The sequence below is a fragment of the Thalassotalea fonticola genome (genome assembly GCF_032911225.1).
GTDB lineage: Bacteria > Pseudomonadota > Gammaproteobacteria > Enterobacterales > Alteromonadaceae > Thalassotalea_A > Thalassotalea_A fonticola.
Map to the genome: position 1 here is coordinate 3093728 of NZ_CP136600.1, position 21867 is coordinate 3115594.

The 21867-nt window shown below is 38.9% G+C and carries 19 protein-coding genes; 7 read left to right on the plus strand and 12 right to left on the minus strand.

The annotated features are described in order from the left end of the window. Positions 1-60: 60 nt before the first annotated feature. The 3 genes from RI844_RS12545 to RI844_RS12555 all read right to left on the minus strand — a co-directional run bounded on the left by RI844_RS12545 (position 61) and on the right by RI844_RS12555 (position 3483). Complete coding sequence (locus tag RI844_RS12545) at positions 61-1233, minus strand: alpha/beta hydrolase-fold protein (protein ID WP_348395013.1); 1173 nt, start codon at positions 1231-1233, stop codon at positions 61-63. 55 nt (positions 1234-1288) lie between these two features. Next, entirely contained in the window at positions 1289-2485 is a 1197-nt protein-coding gene (locus RI844_RS12550) for an alpha/beta hydrolase-fold protein (protein ID WP_348395014.1), read from the minus strand. Positions 2486-2568: 83 nt separating this feature from the next. Beyond that, complete coding sequence (locus RI844_RS12555) at positions 2569-3483, minus strand: alpha/beta hydrolase (protein WP_348395015.1); 915 nt, start codon at positions 3481-3483, stop codon at positions 2569-2571. Between the two features lie 211 nt (positions 3484-3694). On the opposite strand from RI844_RS12555, the gene RI844_RS12560 reads away from it, so the two are divergent. Beyond that, positions 3695-4390, plus strand: a complete 696-nt coding sequence (locus RI844_RS12560) for a response regulator transcription factor (protein ID WP_348395016.1) — start codon at positions 3695-3697, stop codon at positions 4388-4390. A 65-nt stretch (positions 4391-4455) separates the two neighbouring features. Next, the gene (locus tag RI844_RS12565) at positions 4456-6258 is read left to right on the plus strand and encodes a sensor histidine kinase (RefSeq protein ID WP_348395017.1); all 1803 of its coding nucleotides are present in this window, start codon (positions 4456-4458) and stop codon (positions 6256-6258) included. A gap of 218 nt (positions 6259-6476) precedes the next feature. Here RI844_RS12565 and metF read toward each other — a convergent pair whose 3' ends face one another. The 3 genes from metF to metB are packed head-to-tail and all read right to left on the minus strand — an operon-like array spanning position 6477 to position 10974. Continuing rightward, positions 6477-7358, minus strand: a complete 882-nt coding sequence (metF, locus tag RI844_RS12570; protein WP_348395018.1) for a methylenetetrahydrofolate reductase — start codon at positions 7356-7358, stop codon at positions 6477-6479. Further along, complete coding sequence (metL, locus tag RI844_RS12575; RefSeq protein ID WP_348395019.1) at positions 7358-9808, minus strand: bifunctional aspartate kinase/homoserine dehydrogenase II; 2451 nt, start codon at positions 9806-9808, stop codon at positions 7358-7360. The genes metF and metL overlap by 1 nt, the downstream gene beginning before the upstream one ends. Further along, entirely contained in the window at positions 9808-10974 is a 1167-nt protein-coding gene (metB, locus tag RI844_RS12580; protein ID WP_348395020.1) for a cystathionine gamma-synthase, read from the minus strand. Before metB ends, metL begins: the two co-directional genes overlap by 1 nt. A gap of 204 nt (positions 10975-11178) precedes the next feature. Here metB and metJ point away from each other — a divergent pair, with 204 nt between their 5' ends. After that, positions 11179-11505, plus strand: coding sequence for a met regulon transcriptional regulator MetJ (metJ, locus tag RI844_RS12585; RefSeq protein WP_348395021.1), 327 nt, complete (start codon positions 11179-11181; stop codon positions 11503-11505). A 341-nt stretch (positions 11506-11846) separates the two neighbouring features. On the opposite strand, the gene RI844_RS12590 is transcribed toward metJ, so the two are convergent. From RI844_RS12590 to RI844_RS12610, 5 genes are all read right to left on the minus strand, one after another. Continuing rightward, on the minus strand, positions 11847-13058 hold the full coding sequence (locus RI844_RS12590) for a TonB family protein (protein WP_348395022.1): 1212 nt from the start codon (positions 13056-13058) through the stop codon (positions 11847-11849). Then, complete coding sequence (locus RI844_RS12595) at positions 13051-13425, minus strand: BlaI/MecI/CopY family transcriptional regulator (protein ID WP_348395023.1); 375 nt, start codon at positions 13423-13425, stop codon at positions 13051-13053. Before RI844_RS12595 ends, RI844_RS12590 begins: the two co-directional genes overlap by 8 nt. A 282-nt stretch (positions 13426-13707) precedes the next feature. After that, the gene (locus RI844_RS12600; RefSeq protein ID WP_348395024.1) at positions 13708-14745 is read right to left on the minus strand and encodes a zinc-binding dehydrogenase; all 1038 of its coding nucleotides are present in this window, start codon (positions 14743-14745) and stop codon (positions 13708-13710) included. Positions 14746-14778: 33 nt separating this feature from the next. Further along, complete coding sequence (locus tag RI844_RS12605; protein ID WP_348395025.1) at positions 14779-15663, minus strand: radical SAM protein; 885 nt, start codon at positions 15661-15663, stop codon at positions 14779-14781. Between the two features lie 14 nt (positions 15664-15677). Further along, positions 15678-16565: a LysR family transcriptional regulator gene (locus tag RI844_RS12610; protein ID WP_348395026.1), complete on the minus strand. Its 888-nt coding sequence runs from the start codon at positions 16563-16565 to the stop codon at positions 15678-15680. 145 nt (positions 16566-16710) lie between these two features. Here RI844_RS12610 and RI844_RS12615 point away from each other — a divergent pair, with 145 nt between their 5' ends. After that, a complete protein-coding gene (locus tag RI844_RS12615; RefSeq protein WP_348395027.1) occupies positions 16711-17394 on the plus strand; it encodes a pirin family protein in 684 nt (227 codons plus the stop codon). 39 nt (positions 17395-17433) lie between these two features. After that, positions 17434-17610 (plus strand): hypothetical protein, encoded by a 177-nt coding sequence (locus RI844_RS12620; RefSeq protein WP_348395028.1) that lies wholly within the window; start codon positions 17434-17436, stop codon positions 17608-17610. A 70-nt stretch (positions 17611-17680) separates the two neighbouring features. On the opposite strand, the gene RI844_RS12625 is transcribed toward RI844_RS12620, so the two are convergent. Next, positions 17681-18670 carry an HpcH/HpaI aldolase/citrate lyase family protein gene (locus RI844_RS12625; protein ID WP_348395029.1) on the minus strand — a complete coding sequence of 330 codons (990 nt, stop codon included), beginning with the start codon at positions 18668-18670 and terminating at the stop codon, positions 17681-17683. A 388-nt stretch (positions 18671-19058) separates the two neighbouring features. Between RI844_RS12625 and RI844_RS12630 the strand changes: the two genes are divergently transcribed. Beyond that, positions 19059-20180 carry an HpcH/HpaI aldolase/citrate lyase family protein gene (locus RI844_RS12630; protein WP_348395030.1) on the plus strand — a complete coding sequence of 374 codons (1122 nt, stop codon included), beginning with the start codon at positions 19059-19061 and terminating at the stop codon, positions 20178-20180. Positions 20181-20203: 23 nt separating this feature from the next. Next, positions 20204-21865, plus strand: a complete 1662-nt coding sequence (locus RI844_RS12635) for an acyl-CoA synthetase (RefSeq protein ID WP_348395031.1) — start codon at positions 20204-20206, stop codon at positions 21863-21865. Positions 21866-21867: the final 2 nt, after the last annotated feature.

Consider the following 21867-nt stretch of genomic DNA (forward strand, 5'->3'; position numbering starts at 1 on the left):
ATCTTCTTTGTTGCAATCAAATGCTCTGGCCCGATGAATTTCAATCGAGGTAATGCTAATTTAGTCGTTGCGCTCTTTTTTCACTGTATCTAGCCTCGATTGAAAACGCTTTTGCTGCCATTCAGGATTCAATTCTTCGGCGAGCCTTACCGCTTTTCGATGTGCCGTAATCGATTTATCGTACTGTTTCATCGCATTATAAACTTGTCCTAAACCGCTGAACGATGCTGCCGATTCTGGGAAATCATTGGTAAGTTGCGAGTACACTTGCAGCGCAGCCTCTGTTTTCCCTTCATTTAAAAGCAGACTCGCCAGGTTAAGTAAGGTATTTTCTGGTATGTTTTTATCGGTACCGTATATGTTCGCACGTTTTTGATAATGAGCTTCCATGCCGTGCATACCACCAAAATCCATGTATTCGTTATAGCTTGCAAAACGAGGTGCTTGGTAGCTACTAAAAACATGAGTCATACCATTATATAAGGCGGGGATAGATGTTGTCATATGAGTGTGATTGGCAAGAAACTCGTAACGCCAGTCTAGATTTTTAGGTGGGTTTGCTGTTAATAGTTTAACGAAGTTATTGAATGCATCTGAATATAGTTTGCTTTCTTCGGCTTCGTTAGACAAGGTAAAATAGAGTGATTTCTCAGGTGTTTGTTCCGTCTTACTATTTGCTAAAATTTTATTATAGATATCTACTTCATCGTATTGTAAAGGCGCACTCGCAGAAATATAGTTTTTAAAAAGTTCAGGGTGGCTTGCCAGCAACTCAATGGTTAACCACCCTGCCTTGGTATGACCAAATAAGGTATTTAAGCCTGTTGTTCTATAGTTTTCATCAACATAAGACATCACCTCGTTTTTGACAAACCGGGTAAATTTTTCCTTTCCACGATCAGGATCATGATCCATATTATCATTATTTGCAATGGCAACGATAATCAGCTCAGGCACTCGTTGCTGCTGTTGTAATAACTGAGTTGAAATTATTGCATGGTTAAAATGCCGGCCACCATCGATCAAGTAAAGTACAGGGTAGGGTTTATTTGACTCGGTATAGCTATCTGGCAGATGTACTAACAGGTGTCTATTTTGTTCCTGCGCTTTAGAATATATATGAATGCGACTAGCATCCCCGATTGATATGGCTTCTTCAACAACGTTCGATGCAGTCGCGGGCAAGCCAATACAGGCAGCGATTAGTAAAAAGGGGGTTAAAATTTTCAACATATTATTTCCCATGATTTTAAAAGAATAATTTTTAATTCAGTTAATTATTGTTTAGTCATTGAACTCTTTCATTCACTTTATCTAACCTCGATTGAAAACGCCTTTTCCGCCATTCAGGACTGTGCTTTTCACCAAGCTTCACCGCAGTTTGATGCGCCGTAATCGATTTGTTGTACTGTTTCATTGAACTATACACTTGTCCTAAACCGCTGAACGACCTTGCTGATTCGGGAAAGTCATTGGTTAGTTTCGAGTACATTTGTAGCGCAGCCTCAGTTTTGCCTTCACTTAACAGCATGCTCGCAACGTTAAGTAAGGTGATTTCTGGGACATTTTTATCAGTACCATAAATCTCCGCCCGTTTCTTATAATGAGCTTCCATCCCTTGCATACCACCAAAATCTAAATATTCTTCATAACGGGCAAAACGCGGGGCTTGATAGCTCTTAAACACATAAGTCATACCAGGGAAAAAAGTCGGGTAATATATGGTGCTATGGGTTTGATTATCAAAAAACTCATAATGCCAATTGAGTTTTGCTGGTGGGTTTTCTGTTAATAACTTAGCAAAGTTATTGAGTGCAAGGGTTACCTCCTTGCTTCGCGCTTCGTCTTCACTAGCCAAGCTAAAGTAGAATGATTTTTCAGCGGTGTTCTTTACCTTACTGTTGGTGAGTATTTTTTCATAGATACCTATCTCATCGCCTTGTAAAACAGGGCTTGCGGCAATGTAATTGTTAAAGAGCTCTGGCTGAGTTGCCAATGAATTAGAGGTGAAATACCCAGCCAAAGAATGACCAAATAGGGTATTTAGCCCTGTTATTCTGTAGTTTTTATCAACATAAGGCATCACTTCGTTTTTGATATACAAAGCGAAGTTATCCTTTCCTTCATAACCAAGATCACGCTGTCGGGAACTATTATCACTACCCCAAGTACTGGTATTGGTAATGGCAACGATAATCAATTCAGGCACTCTTTCATCGTTTTGTAATACCTGAGTAGCCATTATTGCATGGTTAAAATGTCGCTCGCCATCAAGTAAATAAAGTACCGGGTAAGGTTTATTTGACTCGGTATAGCTATCTGGCAGGTGTATTAACAGATTTCTATTTTCATTCAGCACGTTGGAATCTATCGAAATACGACTAGTATTTCCAATTGTTCTGATTTCTTCAACAACGTTTGCTGCCGTCGCAGGCAAGGCGATACACGTAGCCATTAGTAAAAAGGGTTTTAAAATTTTCAACATATTATTTTCCATGTTTTAATAGAATAATTTTTAAATCTTCAGATTAGATCGTATTGATGCACTTCAATTGAATATAACTAAGCTTAGGCGCCATTAACGCCTCTATCACCGGCGCAATTTTTTTTCATCCGAGAGTCTTGACTGGTGAACATTGACGCTATTTCTGGGCTCAATGTTTTGAGAAAGTCATCAACATTACTTGTGTAACAAGAACCTTTACCAAGTTCTGAGTTTATTTCTCCATGCGATAAATCTACGGCTAGAATTTCTACATGAGTTCCAAGGTCTTTGGCTTTTTTAATGAAATTTTTAGATTCAATACATGCATCATCACTTCGACGTGAGCATACTGCTAAAAACGGCGGTAATTTATCGTTTAGTGCATAGAAAGGAGATGCCTTTTGCCAATAATCAGGATTTTCACCAAACCTCTCTTTATAAAATTCAGAATCTTTTTGAGAGGTTAGTCTTTTCACCACGTCATAGGTAGACGTATCCATCGAGACAGTGCCTAACCAAGGTATTATCTCATTTCCGGTGATAGTACTGTAATTAGATGATATAAGAGAAACCAAATGCGCTCCTGCGGAATGCCCCATTAATATAAACTTTTCTGGAGAACCGCCCCATTCACCAACACGTTGCTGAGCAACAAGCAAAGCTGCTTCCACATCTTTTGCTTGTCCAATCGGCCCAATTTTCGGCAGTGTACGATAATTGGTAGAAATAAAGATAAATCCTCTTGTCACCCAGTGAGCCACCTTGTTTTCAAATTCGGCTTTAATAGCCTTATCTCCTCCGCTCCACGCACCACCATGTATCATGAAAATTACTGGGGCATCTTTTGCATCAGCAGGAATATAAACATCTAGAGTCTGATCTGCATCCTTACCGTACGAAATATCAGACAATACTTTAATGCCAGAAGGAACTGCATAACCATTTAAAGAAATTAGAACTAAAGACAGAAGAATGAATGTTTTGATGTTATAAAGCATAATGAATTTTCCTATATTCAAACAGTTTGAGTTGTGCTCTTATATGGCTAATATAGAAAACCGTTTAGCGTTAAAAAAGGCATATTTAGTAAAAATTCGAGGTATGATATTTTACAAAAGTTTACATTCGATTTTTGTCGAAATCCTGTATCTTGAACAATTAGGGGAATAATCTCATTAGCAACAACAATAAAAACAAAAAGGGCACAGCTTGAGTATCAAACCGAAACTCCTCATTGTAGAAGACGAACCCAGTATATTAAGAGGCCTAACCGATCTATTTATATTTCACGGTTATGAGGTTGAAAGCGAGAACAACGGAAAAAAAGGCTTAACTCGAGCATTGGATGGCCAGTATTGCTGCATTATCCTGGATGTCATGCTGCCATCCATGAATGGTTTTGAAATCTGTAATATCCTCAGACAACATTCTCGTAGTCAACTCATTATGATGTTAACGGCAAAAAATTCAGAAGAAGATATTATTAACGGTTTGACACTTGGAGCAGACGACTATGTAGCCAAGCCGTTTTCAACCTCTGAACTGGTGTTACGGGTAAATGCGTTGATCAGGCGTTCAGGTTGGACGGGCACAGATAACCGCTTGGTATTAAGCGCTGAGGTGTCGATTTGTACGCAAACATTATTCGGTAGCTCATATCAGCAGGAAACAAAATATACTCGCCGTGAAATTGAGATATTAAGTTATTTACTGCGCCAGAATAACCCCGTCTCCCGTGATGAGTTACTCAAGCAAGTATGGGGATATAAGACAACAAGTGATATAGATACACGCACGGTTGATATTCATATGGCAAAAATTCGCAAGAAAATAGAAGTAGACCCTAAGTCCCCCAGACATCTAGTGACTCACCGTGGTGAAGGGTATCAGCTTTATGTTATTTAGTGTGTTGTCTAATATACTGTCTGTTACTTTGGTTAATATGACGATTATTACGGTGTGTAGTTAAGTTGATATTTTCAGATAAACGGTTGCTTAATTATTCTCAGCGGTTGCGTCGTTTACGCTATTTAGCCATAGGTTTGTTACTGTTTCTATCAATCCCTATTGGCACGCTTCTGTATTTCGGTTTTCAGCAAATCGAAGATAACTTACTCACTGAATATCAGCGCGAAGCAAGTAATCTGGCTCTGAAAATCAACAGAACCCTGTATAAGAAACTAACTTTTACCAACACCCTGTCGGTGCATGATTTTGACTATTATCAACAAGTGTATAATCCGGTCACCAAGCAGCAACAGCAAGTACTATCGCCCCTCTCAAGCTTAAGTCATTTACAGCTAAACAATGAGCAACCGATAAAAGGGTTAGTTGGCTATTTTCAATATGACAGCCAAGGCCGTTTTAATAGTCCTATCTGGCCAGAACCTTTATCAGAACAGGATTTATCTGATAAGCGCCTAACAATAGATGATGCAAACAAGGGCAACCAACAGGCGTCCTATCCAAAATTAAACCCGGAATCAGTTGTACGCAAGAAAGCAATGTTTAAGATTTACCAGATCCTGTCTCAGTCTAAGGCTTTAAGTCAAATGATTGAGGGAGGGGACGATAAAAATAACCACTATTTTAGTATTATTTTTGATATCCCTGATTATTTTATTTTTTATCGGATTGTCTCAGTTGCAGAGCACAGCCGGTTGCAAGGGTATCTGGTAAAACGCCAACCTTACCTGCGTGAACACATCAATGACACCTTGGCATGGAGAAGTTTTAAGAGCCCGGTATTAGTTAAGCTACAGGATGTGGAATATTCCGCTCAAACAGAGCTTTTTTTCTATGAAAACTTACCTGACGGTCAAGCTACAGTGAGTCATCCCTTACAACCAGACAGCGACTTTGAACAGCAAGCTATATACCATACTAAGCTGCAATGGCCATATGAAGGTTATTCATTGTCCTTGTCGACGTACTCGTTACCTTTGACGTCGGCTATGGTGTATAGCGGTATTTTTATTATTATTCTGATTGCCGCAATATTGTCAGCTTGTTTTGGTTTTTATCGCTTAGGCGTTAAGCAGCTGGCATTGGCCGAACAAAGGCTTAACTTTGTTTCTTCGGTCAGCCATGAGCTAAAAACACCGCTAACCTCAATTCGTATGTATTCACAAATGCTCAAGGAGGGGATGGTAATATCCGAAACACACCAGCAAGATTATTACGCATTTATCTATGATGAAAGTGAACGTCTTACGCGATTAATCAATAACATCTTGCAGTTGTCTACACTTAGCCATCGACAGCAAAAAATACAGCCGGAACATACCCGACTCACTATTTTACAGGATGTAATTCGTTCTAAAACATCTTCCATCATTGATAATAGTAATTTTCAGCAGAATATAGTGATGGAAATAGCTGACGCTGAAAATATGCTGGTTTTTGTCGATCTGGACGCTTTCTCCCAAGTGGTCATCAATATTACCGACAATGCCGTTAAGTTTTTTGACCAGCAGCAGATTAATGATCTTTCTCGACAAAAAATTGATTTTATATTTCGCCAGCACCCCAAACATAAGCACCTGATTCAGCTGGAAATACGGGACTATGGTGAAGGAATAACCCTGGAACAGGAAAGTAAGATTTTTGAGCTTTTCTATCGTGGCGGTGATGAATTAACCCGGACCACGCAAGGAACGGGGATAGGATTGGCTTTAGTTAATGAGCTGGTACTGGCACAACAAGGGGAAATTAAACTAGAAAGAAAAGAGCCTGGGCTAGCTATGTTGCTTTCATTTCACGCTAAATATTGATTAGGTAAATTAATGGATAGATATTGGATGTCTAACAACTAATAAGGCTAGAATTGAGTTATATTTTAGACAATCTAACGTCCGTTTTGGCACTGTGATCTTACCCCAAAAAAATGGAAAGCTCTAAAAACTAAAAACGTCAGTAGGATTCAATCCAACTGACGTTTTGGGTAATAATTGAAACGGTATTTTTGTTTCTAGCTGCTAACTTCAAAACCCTACGGGCGAACGCCTAACGTATGGCAAATTGCATAAGTTAGTTCAGAGCGATTAAGCGTGTAGAAGTGGAAATCATTAACGCCTTCACTTCTTAAAATCTTAACTTGTTCCATCGCAATGTTAGCACCAACCATGTTACGAGTAGTTGGGTCATCATCAAGACCTTCATACATTTTACCCATCCAATCTGGTACATTTACGTTGGTCATATCGGCAAAACGTTTTAGCGTGGCAAAGTTTGATACTGGTAATATGCCAGGCACGATTTCAACATCAATGCCAACTGCAACACAGCGATCGCGAAAGCGTAAGTATGAGTCCATATCGAAGAAAAATTGGGTAATAGCACGGTTAGCACCAGCATCTACTTTTCGCTTTAAGTTTACTAAGTCAAACTGTGCATTTGGTGCTTCTGGATGCGTTTCAGGATAAGCAGCAACAGAAATATCGAAATCGGCCACACCTTTTAATAATTCAACCAAATCATTTGCGTACATATCTGGCTTTTTACTGTTATTTGGTAAATCACCACGTAAAGCGACAATGTGGCGAACGCCACTTTCCCAGTAGTCTTTGGCAATATCAATTAACTCTTCACGGCCCGCATCTATACAAGTTAAATGTGGCGCAGCAATCAAGCCGGTATCCTTTTGAATACGTTTAATTACCCCATGAGTTCGGTCACGAGTACCACTGCCAGCACCATAGGTTACTGAAACGAAGCTTGGATTTAATGGCGCTAAACGCTCAATAGATCCCCATAAGGTGTCTTCCATCGCTGGCGAATTTGGTGGAAAGAATTCAAATGAAACATTCAAATCATTATCAATATCTCTTACGGTTCTGTTTAGTAAATCTAATTGTCTAGCTCTGGCATTCATTAGTTAATCCCCTTAATTTCTACTTCTTTGGTTTTTACAGCAAGTTCACGACATAGGTTAACTAAATCTGAGTGTAATCCGCCGGCAGTTACGTCACGACCAGCGCCAGGACCTTGAATAATCAATGGATTATCTTGATACCAGTTGGTTGTTAATAAAAATATATTGTCACATGGTGTTAAGTTAGCAAACGCATGTGCATTTGCTAATATTTCTAGTCCTACTTTGGCTCGATAGCCTGTTTCTGTTTTGCTAAAACGTGCAACGTAACGTAAACAACCGTTTTGTTGCTTAGCTTCCAGCAATTTATCGGCAAAGTATTCATCAAGTTCATTCGCTTGTGTTAAGAATTCATCTACAGATAAGTTTATTAGAGAGCTAGGTACTAAGTTTTGGCACTCTATATCTTCAAGTTCCAATTCAAAACCGGCAAGTCGCGCTAAAATAAGTAATTTACGCTGTACATCCAATCCCGATAAGTCATCACGAGGGTCGGGCTCGGTAAAGCCTTGCTCTAACGCATTTTGTAATAACTCTGAAAACGCTAAGCTGCCATCAAAGTTAGAAAATAGCCAAGATAACGTACCTGAAAATATACCGGCAACTTCATTTATAGTGTCACCACTATTAAGTAAATCTTTAATCGCATAGTTTACTGGTAAACCGGCACCAACTGTGGTGTTTACTAACCACTGGCTGCCCGTGCTCTGTTGCGTGCTTAATAATTTATTATAAGTTGCAGTGCTACTTGAACCGGCGCATTTGTTGGCACTAATAACGTGAATGCCTTGCTCGAAAAACGCTTGATATAGGTTACTAAATTGCTCACTTGGGGTTATGTCGACCAGTACTAGCTCATCATACGGATGATGTGATAACCATTCCAAAAGTAGTTGGTTATTGTAAGCTAAACCGTCTTTTTGAAATAACTCCAGGGCCTGATTAACCTCAATTCCGTCGGTGTTAATCAATGCTTTTTTTGATGTTGCCAGCCCCACTAAGTGTACGTTTTCAAGCGCGTGCACACGAGCTAACTGTGCTGGCAGCAACTCAAGAAAACGCTTACCAATATTGCCAAGTCCGGCGATCACCACACCAATGTTACGCGAGTCTTTGGTTACTTGTGAATGCACATTATTGATTAATTCAACGGAGCTTTCATGTTCAAAAAATGCTAATAAACTATGACCATTACTTGAACCAACAAACTGAGCAATATCAGTATGCTTAAGCGCTCGTTTAAAGCGGGCTTTAATTTCACCTCGGTTAGCAATTTGATAACCAACAACGGCAATTAGCGAGACATTTTTTATCGAAAACTTAATCCCTTGCTCTTGCAAGTAATGTAATGCTAAATCGGCAAACTGTTGCGAAATGACAAAACAGGTTTTATTTTGGCACTGGTAAATTGGCTGAAAACGGGTATTTATTTGTTCTAGGATTCTCGCGTCAAATTCATCAGAATCAATTTTGATCAGTTCATTATTATGCGTTACCGAAATCTCACTTTTGGCTATGTCACCAAACGCACCAATTTCAGTACCGCTATCTTGTGGCTCAAAACTACTTGCTACATTCAAATGAATATTATGGGTAGTTAATGGCTTCAGCGTATTGGCATGTAATATAGGATTACCCAAGCGGCCTAACTCTTTGGCTACTGAATTTTCTAGACGAAATAATTTACGCGCCGTGTTCACAATTCGCGGGTCGGCACTATAAACACCGTTTACATCTGTCCATAAGGTAACATTTTTAGCATTTAATAAATGCGCCGCTATGGTGGCAGAATAATCACTACCATTACGGCCAAGCGTATGAGAATTTCCAAGCTCATCGCTGGCGATAAAACCGGTAAAAATATTTAAATGATTTGCTAACTTTTCAGCGTTTATATTTTGCTTACTTAATTGCTCATTTAGCTGAAAGTTGTTGGTTGAATCGAGTATAAATACGTTTCTCGCATCAATAGCATTAGCTTGGCAAACATTATGGCTTAGCACTGTGGCTAATAATCTTGCCGACCAAAGTTCGCCAAAAGCAAGTACGTCATTACGGTTACTTGTAAAGGCATTGCTAAATTCAACATCAATAAAAGTAATATCTTTATCTAACTGTTGGAGTAACTGCGCAGCTTGAGAACTATCAAGCAACTCATTGATTAACGCAGCTTGGTCATTTTTTAGCTGTTCAAGTTGGACAGTAAATTGATCTTTATCATCAACACACTCAAGCAATGAAAACAATTGATCCGTGGTTTTACCATTGGCAGAAACGACAATAAAGTCATTCAATTTAGCATTGTTTTTAATGATCTCAACGACTCGATTAATGCATTGGGCATTCGCTAAACTGCTGCCACCAAACTTATGCACATTCGTTGTGACTTCAACTTGTTTTAAAGGGTTTAATGAAGCGCTATATTCAATATTTTGTACTTGCTGTTGCATTATTTACTCACCGCTTGTGATGCATTTAATGCATTATTTAAATCTTCAATAATATCGCTGATATCTTCAAGACCAACCGATACCCTAATAAGCGTTTGGTTAATACCGGCAGCCTTTTGCGCATCAAGATCCATCCCTGCATGGGTCATAGTTGATGGATGAGAAATCAAGCTTTCAACACCACCTAGTGATTGTGCCAAAGTAAATAGCTTAACATTGGCAAATAATGCTTTAACTTGTGCTTCGCCGCCATTAAGTTCAAATGAAAACATGCTACCAAAGCCAGTTTGCTGTGCTTTGGCAATGTCATGCCCAGGATGATCAACTAGACCAGGATAATGAATAGTGCTAATAGCTGGGTGGCTTTGTAAAAATTGTACTAACTGCTTGGTATTTTCATCATGTTGCTTTAAACGAATAGGCAATGTTTTAATACCGCGTAAGGTTAAATAACTATCAAATGGCGAACCGGTAATGCCAATACAATTTGCCCACCAAGTTAAGGTTTCGCCCAGCTCTGCATCTTTAGTAACCACCGCGCCACCAACTACATCTGAGTGGCCATTAATAAACTTAGTGGTTGAATGAATAACAATATCAGCACCTAAATCTAACGGACGCTGTAATAATGGTGATAAAAAGGTATTGTCTACAGCAACCAAGGCGCCAACGTCTTTCGCTTGCTGACAAATTTTAGCAATATCAACCAGGCGTAATAATGGGTTACTAGGGGTTTCTAATAAGACTAATTTAGGCTTTTTCGCTAATGCATCACTAAGTTGCTGTTCATTAGTTTGATCAACTACCTGTAATTTAAATACTCCGCGAGCAGCTAAATGGGTAAATAAACGATAGCTGCCACCATAACAGTCATGTGGAATAAGTAAGGTGTCTTCGTTAGTTAGCAATTGGCAAACTAAGTGAATCGCAGACATGCCCGTACCAGTGATCACGCCAGTGCTACCACCTTCCAGGTCAGCAATAACCTCTGCTAAAGTTGTTCGCGTTGGGTTACCGCTTCTTGAATAATCATACTGACGCTTTTCATTAAAGCCTTTCAAACTGTAAGTGCTCGATAAATGCATAGCAGGTACAACAGCACCATGATGTTCATCACTATTTATGCCAGCTTGTACAGCTATGGTGTTCAATTTATCGTGTTTCATATTAAGCTCTTTGTCAGTTTTTTTGATTCAAATTTAAAATTAGATGTTTAGACGTCTATAAATCTAAACGTATTCGTCTTCGAGGTCAAGAAGTTTTAGCCATCTAAACATCTTTGCTTTTAGATGTTGACTAGAATTATATAACTAGTACAATTTAGTTATAACAAGAAAGAACTAGAAAACTTATTGAATTGGGGAAGATCGATGGCTGAATGGAATGGGGAATACATCAATCCTTATGCACAACACGGTAAAAAAAGTGAGCAAGTAAAAAAGATCACAGTATCTATACCGTTAAGAGTATTAAAAGTTCTTACCGACGAAAGAACTCGCCGACAAGTACAAAATTTACGTCATGCGACCAATAGTGAATTACTTTGTGAAGCATTTTTACATGCATTTACCGGTCAGCCGTTACCAGACGATACAGATTTAGCCAAGGGTAACGAACAAGTGTTACCGGAAAGTGTTCGTAAAATATTAGAAGAGCAAGGTGTTACTGATTTTTCTGAGTATGAAGAGCAAGAATAAGTAATTCCTTTCACATAAAAACAGCACCTAGTATGGTGCTGTTTTTGTTTAAAAGCTTAGTAAAATAATGATCAATATTATACCAATCTGCATAAAGAATGACTCACTCAGCGATTGTTAAAAGAGTTTTAGGCAAGGCTTTCATTTTGTACTGTGGTTATTCCACTGAAAAAATGTTTAACGCAGCATAAAACTCTTTTAACATCGCCCTTTGGGTGCTTATCAAACCCACGATAACGGCCCTAAATTTAAAGAAGATAGAATAATATCTACTTCAAATTTTGGTTGCTCTCGAGCGTTTGAAAAGCACTGAGTTGACCATATCTTTATGCAGAATGGTATTATTGAGTCACTTTAATCCGTTCAACTAAACTTGCAGACTTTTCATCTTCTTTAGTAACGAAATCTAACTGTACCAGCTGATTTTTTAAGCCATGACTCGACGCTTGGTATTGCCATTGTCTTAAAGCTATTTTAGCTGACTTATCGAATATTTTTTCAGGTTGGGCACTAATCACAATTACGTGTTCGACCTTACCGGCAGCAGATACATCAAATTGTAATACTACTGAACCATTCAAATTTTCTGCAACTGCTTGCTCTGGGTATATTGGTTCAACTCGCATCAGCGGTGAAATAACGTCCTCTGAACTTTTTGCTTTTGACTTATGATCGGCATCAGCAATAGCCATACTACTCAATAAACTGGCAATTACCGCTAACATAGTCACTTTGATGAAAGGCTTGTTCTGTTGTTTTTGTTTAATAAAATTTAATCTTTTTAACATAGTTTGCTTCTCTGTGTAGTGGGTGTAGGCATAAAGCTGATTACTGGTATTTTCTATACTCAGCAACATCGCTTTACTGTATTGAATTTTCTCTTCAGTATTTTTGTTGCTTAAAACGTTTTCATCACAAGAAATTTCTTGCAACCTTCTATAACTTTTATAACCAAGCCACATGAGTGGGTTAAACCAAAACAAACTCAGTAGCATTAATGCAATAAAATTACAGCGCGTATCTTGGCGGTTAAAATGTACTACCTCATGCTCGACAACCATAGCTAATTGCTTGACACTGTACATTTTTTGATAATTTTCAGGCAATATGAGTTTAGGAAAGAACAGCCCCACCAACAATGGGCTGGCGACCTTGCGACTAACATAAGGTTGTAATGAATTCGGTAATTTAAGGTCTTGTGAGCTATTGTTGATACGACTTGAAAGTTCTGAAGTTCGTAATTGTAGGTGCGATAAAATGCTAATCACAATAACTATAATGGCACCAGACGCCCAAATGGCGAGCCAATTAATATTAATACCTATATCAACATTATTACTATTAATTGCGACTAAATAACGGCTAATTTGCGGTGCTAGTTCAGCCTTAAGTATGTCTGGCATATTTGCCAAAAGTAATGCGACAGGAATAGCCGCAAATAGACTATAACAAAACTTAGCGCCAAGTGCGGGCAGTAGCTTTGCTTCAGCAAAAATTAACAATATTAGCAATAAAGATAAAACCAGTTGTTGCTCAATAAGCCAATCAATCATTATCTTTCTCCCATTGAGCGATGACCTTCTTGAGTTCATCGATATCATCTTTTGATAGCTTTTCAGTTTTAGCAAAACCAGCAACTAAAGGAGCAATTCGTCCGCCAAAAAAGCGCTCTACCAAACTTTTCCCTTCTTTGTAGGTATAAGATTCGCGCTCAAGAAGCGGTGAATATAGATAATGTCGTTGTTGCTTTTCAAAACTGATGGCCGCTTTTTTTACCATACGATTCAATAACGTCTTTACGGTTTTGTCGTGCCAGGTTTTTTCTTCATTTAATTTACTGATTATGTCGCTTGCACTAGCCGGGTAATTTGCCCAAAGAGCTTCCAACACTTCAAATTCTGCTTTGCTAATTTCTATCATAAACCTACCGATTACACTTGTAATTTCAATTAAGGATTACACATGTAATTGATAAACGCAAATGTTTTTTATTTTATGGTTTTGATAGCAAATAAAGAATTGAGCGCATTTGACCGTGTAAAGTATCTTCAACATAGGATATCTTTACCTATGTTGAAGATACTTTAAACATTGAGGGACTTCATTATCCCTAACGGTAATGAAGTCATTATTAAGAAGGTGATAAAAAGCGGATCTAGCCTATAACAACTACCAGCTTTTTGATCAAAACAGATCTGTGGATTAAGCGTGTGGGGTTAAAATCACTTTGCCGTCGCTCTTATGCACAGCATAATGTTCAAGAGCTTTAGGAAAATCAGCAAAACTAAACTGGCCATATATGTCCGTTTGAAAAATGCCCTCGGCAAATAGTTTCTGTACTTTTTTACTTAATGAAAGCACTTGCCATGGTTTAGCATTGCCAATGTAGGTCGCCAGCCAAAAGCCTTCTATTTTTTGATTCTTAAAAATAACATCGGCAACAGAAAATTGACCGCCAATGGGGTCTTGGGTTTCGGTTAATCGACCATAAACGATGCCAGTAGATCCACTTGGCATACAGCTCATCGTTTTCGGCGTATCAACATCGGCAACTGCATCTAATAACACTGTTGCTTTTAACTTTTTACTCGCCTGTTTCAACTCACTTTGAAACGACTCAGTGCTGGTTAAAATGACTTTATCAGCACCAAGTTTTTTTAATACGTCAACATTCGCTTGCGAACGAACGGTAGCAATGGTTTTTACACCCTGCATTTTTGCATAACGAATTACCCCCTTGCCTACTTGGCTTGCCGCAGCGTTAATAACAATAGCTTTCGCCCCAAGTTCGATAGCACGTTCAACCAAACATACTGAAGTACATGGGTTCACAATGATTGTAGATGCTTGTTCGTCGCTTATTTCTTTGCGAACAGGTAAGCAATAGTTCGCTTTAGTTATTGCATACTGAGCCCAAACACCATCTTTACCCGGCGTAGCTGACAGAGCTACACGTTTACCACTTAACCACTTACCATATAGCCCGGCATTCGCAGCGACGACTATCCCACAACCTTCAAAGCCGACAAAAGCACCATCGACGGGAGGAAGGCCATATTTACCCATTAAGTAAACCAAATCAGAGGGGTTAATTGGCGCTGACAACATTTTTACTAACACCTCACCTGGCTTTAAATTTGGTATTGGCTTTTCGATAAGGCTGATGCGGTCACTTAACGGTGCTTCTAAGTCGTCAATTAAATTTAAACTGAAGCCAATATTAATAACTGGGGTTGCCATGAGTTATCCTTTATTATTTTACTTATAAAATGTTTATAAGCCTCTTTGCCATTCTTGGCGTAATGGAATGGCATCATTTAAAGCCATATTCACTTTCGTGAGCAGTTGTTGTTTATCTTTACCTAATATTCCTTTTAATACCAGATAATTAGAGGCATGATCGGAGCGGAAAATGGTTTTCTCTAATTCTAAATGCTCCAATAACGTGTGCATTTCTACAAATAACTCTTGCTGCTTAAGTTGTCTGAATTTACCGTCAAAGTTTGTCGCAAAACGCTCTTCCCCTAATGGAAAAGATACCACTAACGTTGATAAATAATCAGGTTGCGCCGCATTCATTAATTTTGCTGAATTAATAGCATGTTGCTCGGAATACTCTGGTCCACCTAAACCATTTAAAATCATTACCGAGGATTTCATTCCTGCTTGCTTTATTTTATTCAAAGCAATCAATGAGCTGTCAAAAGTTTCCCCTTTTTCAATGAGTTCCAGCACTTGATCGTCGCCACTTTCGCAGCCAACATACATTAAGCTCAAGCCTAGCAGTTTAAGCTCACTCAGTTGCTCGACAGTTTTATTTCCTAAATTACGAGGTAAGCAATAACTGGAAATTCGACTAACATTTGGAAAGTATTTACGGACAAGTAATAAGATATCCTTCAGACGATTAAATGGTAACATCATGGCGTCGCCATCAGCTAAGAACACTCGTCGTACCGGCAAGCCAGATTCTTTAATGGTGATTAACTCTGTCTCAATAACATCGAGTTTTTTCGGTTTAAATTTTTTGTCTTCGTCGGTATACATATCGCAAAATGTGCATTTATTCCACGAGCAGCCATTGGTAACTTGTAAAATTAAACTTTTCCACTCTGATGGTGGTCGAAATACCGGTTGGATATAATCTAATGGATACATGTAATAAAATTCTACTAATTTAATTGTTGGGCTAAATAATCAATAAAGGCTCTGATTTTGGGTGTTGCGCCTTTACGGCTGGGATATATCGCATAAAGGTTCACTTTTCTTCCGTCCCAATCAGGCAGAACTCGCTGCAAATTGCCAGTGGTTACTTCTGCCTTGCATAAATACTCTGGTAGCAATGCTATGCCCATATCTGATAATGCCATTTGTTGTAGGGTAGCAAAGTCATTACACAACATTGAGGGAGTAATATCTAGATGAATTTGACGCTCAGAGTTAGATAAATGCCAACGATGCTTTTCATTTCTAGCATTCATATAAAGACAACTATGCAGCTGCAAGTCATCAGGATTTTTTATCGGCATCACCTTATGTTTTTCTACATAACCGCGACTGGCAAACAACGCTAATTTTACTGTCGTTAAGCGCTTAGTAATTAAGTTCGAATCAGGAGACTCTCCAACTCGAATGATCAGATCGAAGCCCTCTTCAATCACATCAACACGACGATTGGTTAAATTTATATCAAGATGAACATCAGGATATTGTTCACTGAACTTTGCTAAATGCGGACTTATTAAAGTTTGCCCAAGAGTAAGTGACGTACAAAGTTTTATCCAACCTTTTGGGTTATGACTTAATGTTTCAATACACTCTTGAGCGCTAGCTACCTCGTCAGCAATGCGTACACAATGATCATAAAAAATTCTGCCAACTTCAGTAAGGTTTAAAGATCGGGTCGATCGTTCTAACAACTTTGCCTGTAAACCTGTTTCTAAACGCGAAATTTTTCTACTAATATTAGACTTTGGCAAGCCAATTTCATTAGCCGCAGCCGTAAAGCTCCCCTGTTCCACTACTTGGCGAAATACCATCATATCGTTTAAGTCAGTCATAACGTTTTTATATGCACACATATTCTGTCATTTTATTGTTACCCAATATAGAACAATTAGTTACCTATTTACATATTTATCTGCATTGTTAAAACCAATAAACTGTTTAACATCTTAATGAAATACAGAGCAGCGGAGAAATATGATGGAAATATTAAAATTTAATGACTTAGCAAAAGGCGGCTTTGCCGGTTTAAAAGAACGCCAATTTGTTACTGACCGTCGTGTTTTCAAACACGCAAGAAAACAAACTTTTGATGGTATTGGTAATTTCGTTTATTTAGCCGATGCCAACTTTAATGCCAAAGGTGAAACCGGAATGCATCCGCACCGAGAAATTGATGTAATTTCAGTCATGGTTGATGGCCGTATTAGTCATGAAGGCTCTTTAGAACACGGTCAAGGCTTATCAGCAGGTTACACACAAGTGCAACGCGCTGGCGGAGAAGGTTTTGCCCATAATGAAATTAATCCTGACAACCAACAAAACCATATGATTCAACTATGGGTATTACCCGATGAAGCTGGTGAACCAGCAGGTTATAAAGTTTATAAGCCGCAGGTAGGCAAATTGCAACACATATACGGCGGCAGTAAAAATCAAAACAAAACGTTTTATAGCCGTACATCAATTGCTGTTGCTAACGTAACAGCTGGCCAAACCGTGAAACATGAAGGCGAAGTAATAGCCTTTTTAAGTAAAGGAAAGGGGATTTTTAATAACCAAAAAATTAATGCCCGTACCGCCATAAAAACTATTGATGGTGTAGATTTTATCGCCGAAGATAACGCGCAACTTATTGTTGTATACGTAAATAATAAGGATTAGGCCGTGAGTGAGGAGAACACATCAGTTCTGAATAGGCACATGATGGCATTATTAACCTTTTTGGCTTTATTACCACTAGTGTATTTTATCCCTCCCTATGTCGCTAGGTTTACCAGTAACCATTTATGGATAACGGTTATTTCTGTCGCGATAATTGTGCCAATAATTACCTATGTATTACTGCCAGCAATGGTGAAAATGCTAAGCAGTAAATAACAAAACCCTAAATTGAACATTCAATTTAGGGTTTTATTTATTCAATGATTTATTTTAATAAACTAAATAATTAGAAGAAAGCAGCTTGTGCTTCACTGCTAATATCAATACCACTTACATGAGCGCGTTGTAATAATTCCCAGAAATAACGATACGTTGCTCTGTCGTGTAATTCACCTTTATGCTGAATTGGCCCCCAGCTGTTCGCTTGAGCAGCGAGTAAAATAGCTTGTGCATCTTCTACTTCTTCATAGTTTGGCTTCATCGCATCAACAATTGCGGTGATCTGCGTTGGATAAATACTCCACATACGCATAAAACCAAATTCGTTGCGTGCACGGCTAGCATCATCAGTAGTTTGTTGAGTATTTTTTAAATCAAGAGTCACGTTATGCGCTGGAATAACACCATTTGCAAGAGCGGCAGCAACCATTTCAGTTTTAGCTCGTTTGAGTAAAGCGTGGTCGAACTGACCAGGGCTGCGCATACATGATGCAGGAATAGCACCGTAGTGACCGGAAACAAAATCCATCATACCAAAATCAAGTACTTGCACCCAATCTGTTGCCGCAATTTGCCAAACATCGCGTAAAGCACCGTGGGTTTCAACCAATACATGAACCGGGATTTCACGATCGATTGCATGATAGGTAACAAGGCCTTGAATATAAGTCACCATCTCTTGAATTTGGCGACCTTCAGTGCATTTTGGCAGGGTGATATAGGCAAGTTTTTCACCACAGCCAGGGATTAGAATATCTAAATCTTTCTTCCAATGAGGGTGTGATGGATCATGAATACGCACACCCATCATATTAAATTCATTGTCATCACTACCTATGATGCGAGCTACCATTTCAGCATGCTCCTGCTCTGAACCTGCTGCAGCACCATCTTCACAATCACAGGTAATATCAAAGACTGGTCCAGTGTCTTTTTGCATTTGCATCGCTTTGAGGATCAGCTTTTCTGAACCGGCAAAATGCTCACAGCTTGGGATCACTGGAAATGGTTTTTCCGCATCAAAAAGTGCGTCATTTGGATGTACAGTTGCAGACATTGAAAATTCCTCAAGTTTAGTTTGAAAATGTAAATTAATTACAGAAGTTCGGTAGCAAGTCAATGCTTGCTCAACAAATTTAGACTAATTGATTAGTGCCGTAGCAATTATTTTAACAACTACCACTAATGGATTAGATACTTTTGCACTAAAATTGTTATACCTTAATAGTATAAAGTTAGTAAACAACGCACTGTTACCTATGTGACAGCGACGTATTAATCATTTGTTGTAACTTACACTACAATATAAAAATGAAAATTCAAACACTTTTTTAAAACTATTGTTTGAAATATTTACTCTAATCGTGTAACTATAGATAAAAGTTTTCATGAATATGACAATTTTTTTCATTGATTGGCTATTAAATAACCTTGGAGAGAAGTAGATGAACTATCATAACGAGTTCTTAGAGCAGGTAGACGAAGAAGATGTACTCGGTGGTACATGGCCGGGAATTCAGTTGTACTATCCGCCAGTCAAATACTCTCCCAAAGATGAAGAATATGAAAATATGGAGCAAGCGGCTGAGCGTATGCGCAAGCATGCCCATAACTGCCAAGCCCATACGCTATTATTCGATTTGGAAGATGGATGTCGTCAAAAAGAAATGAGTCGTGAGTTATTGCTTAACGAGCTACCTAAATTTCCAGAGCGCGATTTTCAAATAGCCTTGCGTATTAATCCATTTCGTACTGATGAGTATGAAAAAGATTTAGAAATGATCATGAAAGTGGCTGAGCACATTGATGTAATCGTACTTGCTAAAGCAGGTGAAATGTATGGCGCCGCTGAAATCAGAGATCTTTCTGCCTGGTTATTAGGGGTTAATCCTAAAATTGAAATACAACCAATTATAGAACACCCGAGAAGCTTAAAAATTGCTTCGGAGCTCATGGCTTTCCCTGCGGTTAAACACGTGGTATTTGGTATTCACGATTTCTCTAAAGCAATGGCGATTCACTTAACACCTGAAGGCTGGATTGAAGAGTTACTCACTTACTTAAGAATGCTGCTACTTGAAGCAAGAATAGCCGGTAAAGGTGTTATTGGCGGGGTTGAAGTATTAATTAACGATACACCAATGCCCGAAAAGTTTATTGAACCTGACGATGTACGTCGCTGGTTAGATTTACATGGTGACCGTGAATCGCACGTCGTCCATGGTCATGCAGTGGTTGAAACTCAAATGGGTTTAACCGGCAAACAACTTATTCACCCGTACCATATTCATTTATGTAAAGTGGCATTCACACCATCGCCGGAAGTTATCAAACGCAACGTGAATATATTGCAAATGGCCATAGATGCTGATGCATTATTGGGTGGTGCAATAAAATATGATGGTGAAATGCTTGATCCACCAATGTTTGGTAAAGCATTGCAAACACTATTAAGAGCCTATGCATTAAAATCTTTAGATGAAAAAGATAAAGAATTTGCTATAGATGTATTGAAGAAACTGCCAATCACGGTTATTCGTGAAAACTGGCCATACGGCCGCATTTAACCGGCGTTTATGAGGATAGAATTATGATTAAATTTGATGATTTATTAACACAAAACGCAAATGGTTGGCAGTGGCACATACCTAAGCATTTCAATATTGCCTATGCCTGTGTGCGCCAGCATGTGGAACAAAATAATGGCAACAAAACAGCGTTGATCATTGAAGATGACAAGTTAGGTACATGCGAGCTCAGTTATGCTGAGTTAGACAGTTTAAGTGGTCGTTTTGTTTACACGTTAAAAGAGCTTGGCTTAAATGCTGACGATAGAGTATTAATTCGTTTGCCAAACTCTAGTGATTACCCAGTGAGCTTTTTTGGTTGCTTAAAACAAGGCGCCATAGCCGTACCTACATCAACGTTACTTTCAGCCCCAGAAGTTGCTTACCTGGCCAAAGATTCAGGTGCAAAAGTTTTGGTTACCGCCAAATCAATGTGGCCTGAGCTTAAGTCTATTTTAGCCGAAGACACCCAGCTTAGCGCGGTATTATTAGCTGGCCCAGGTGAAATGCCGAGCGATTGTGTTGGTTTAAATGTACAGGTTTTGGATTTAGAAGAGCTGCTAAATACGAATCCCATCGATGACTCTATTGTAGCAAGTACACCAGATGATCCTGCCTATTTAGTCTATACCTCAGGTACCACTGGGTATCCTAAAGGTGTGTTACATGCACATCGTTCTTTAATTGGTCGTTTACCGGCAAGTCGTTTTTGGTTCGATTTTAAGGAAGGCGATCGCATAATGCATTCTGGTAAGTTCAACTGGACTTACGTATTAGGCTCAGCATTAATGGACCCACTATTTCATGGCCATACCGTTATTGTGCATGAAGGCGCTAATGACGCTTCTACCTGGCCAAACCTTATTGCTAAACATGACTGTACGATTTTTATTGGAGTACCAACAATTTATCGTCAAATTATTCAAAAAACAGAATTTAAAGGCAGCGATGTGCCTTCGCTACGCCACTGTATGAGTGCTGGTGAACATTTAAGTGATGAAATGCTACTAGCTTGGCGTGAACGTTTCGGCATGGATGTTTACGAAGCTATCGGCATGTCAGAATTTTCTTACTATATTTCGCAAAATAAACAGCAACCTATTCGCCCAGGTGCGGCAGGCTTTACTCAACCTGGCCATGATGTAGTATTGTTAAATGAAGAAAACAAACCCGCACAATCTGGTGAAGAAGGTATGATTGCCATTCCAGAAAGTGATCCGGGACTGTTCTTAAACTACTGGCAATTACCAGAAGAAACAGAAAAAGCCAGACATAGTGGCTATTTCTTTACCGGCGATTACGCAAGAATTGATGAAGATGGCTATATTTGGTTTGTGGGTCGTAAAGACGACATCATTAATACCTTTGGTTACCGGGTATCACCACACGAAATTGAACGAGTGATAAAAACTCATCCAGATGTGGCCGATTGTGTTGCTTTGGGTGAAGAACTTGGCAAAGATAAGGTATTAGTTAGTGCCTGCATTATTTTAACGCCAAACGCAACGACGACTGAAGCAGAGATATTAAGCTTCGGTAATAGCCATTTAGCTAAATATAAAGCGCCTAAAATTGTGCACTTTTACGATGATTTTCCACGTACTAAAAATGGCAAAGTACTACGCAAACAAATGTTAGCTGAGCTTGCTGAGCAAAACAAACAACCAGCCACACAAGGGGCCTGAAT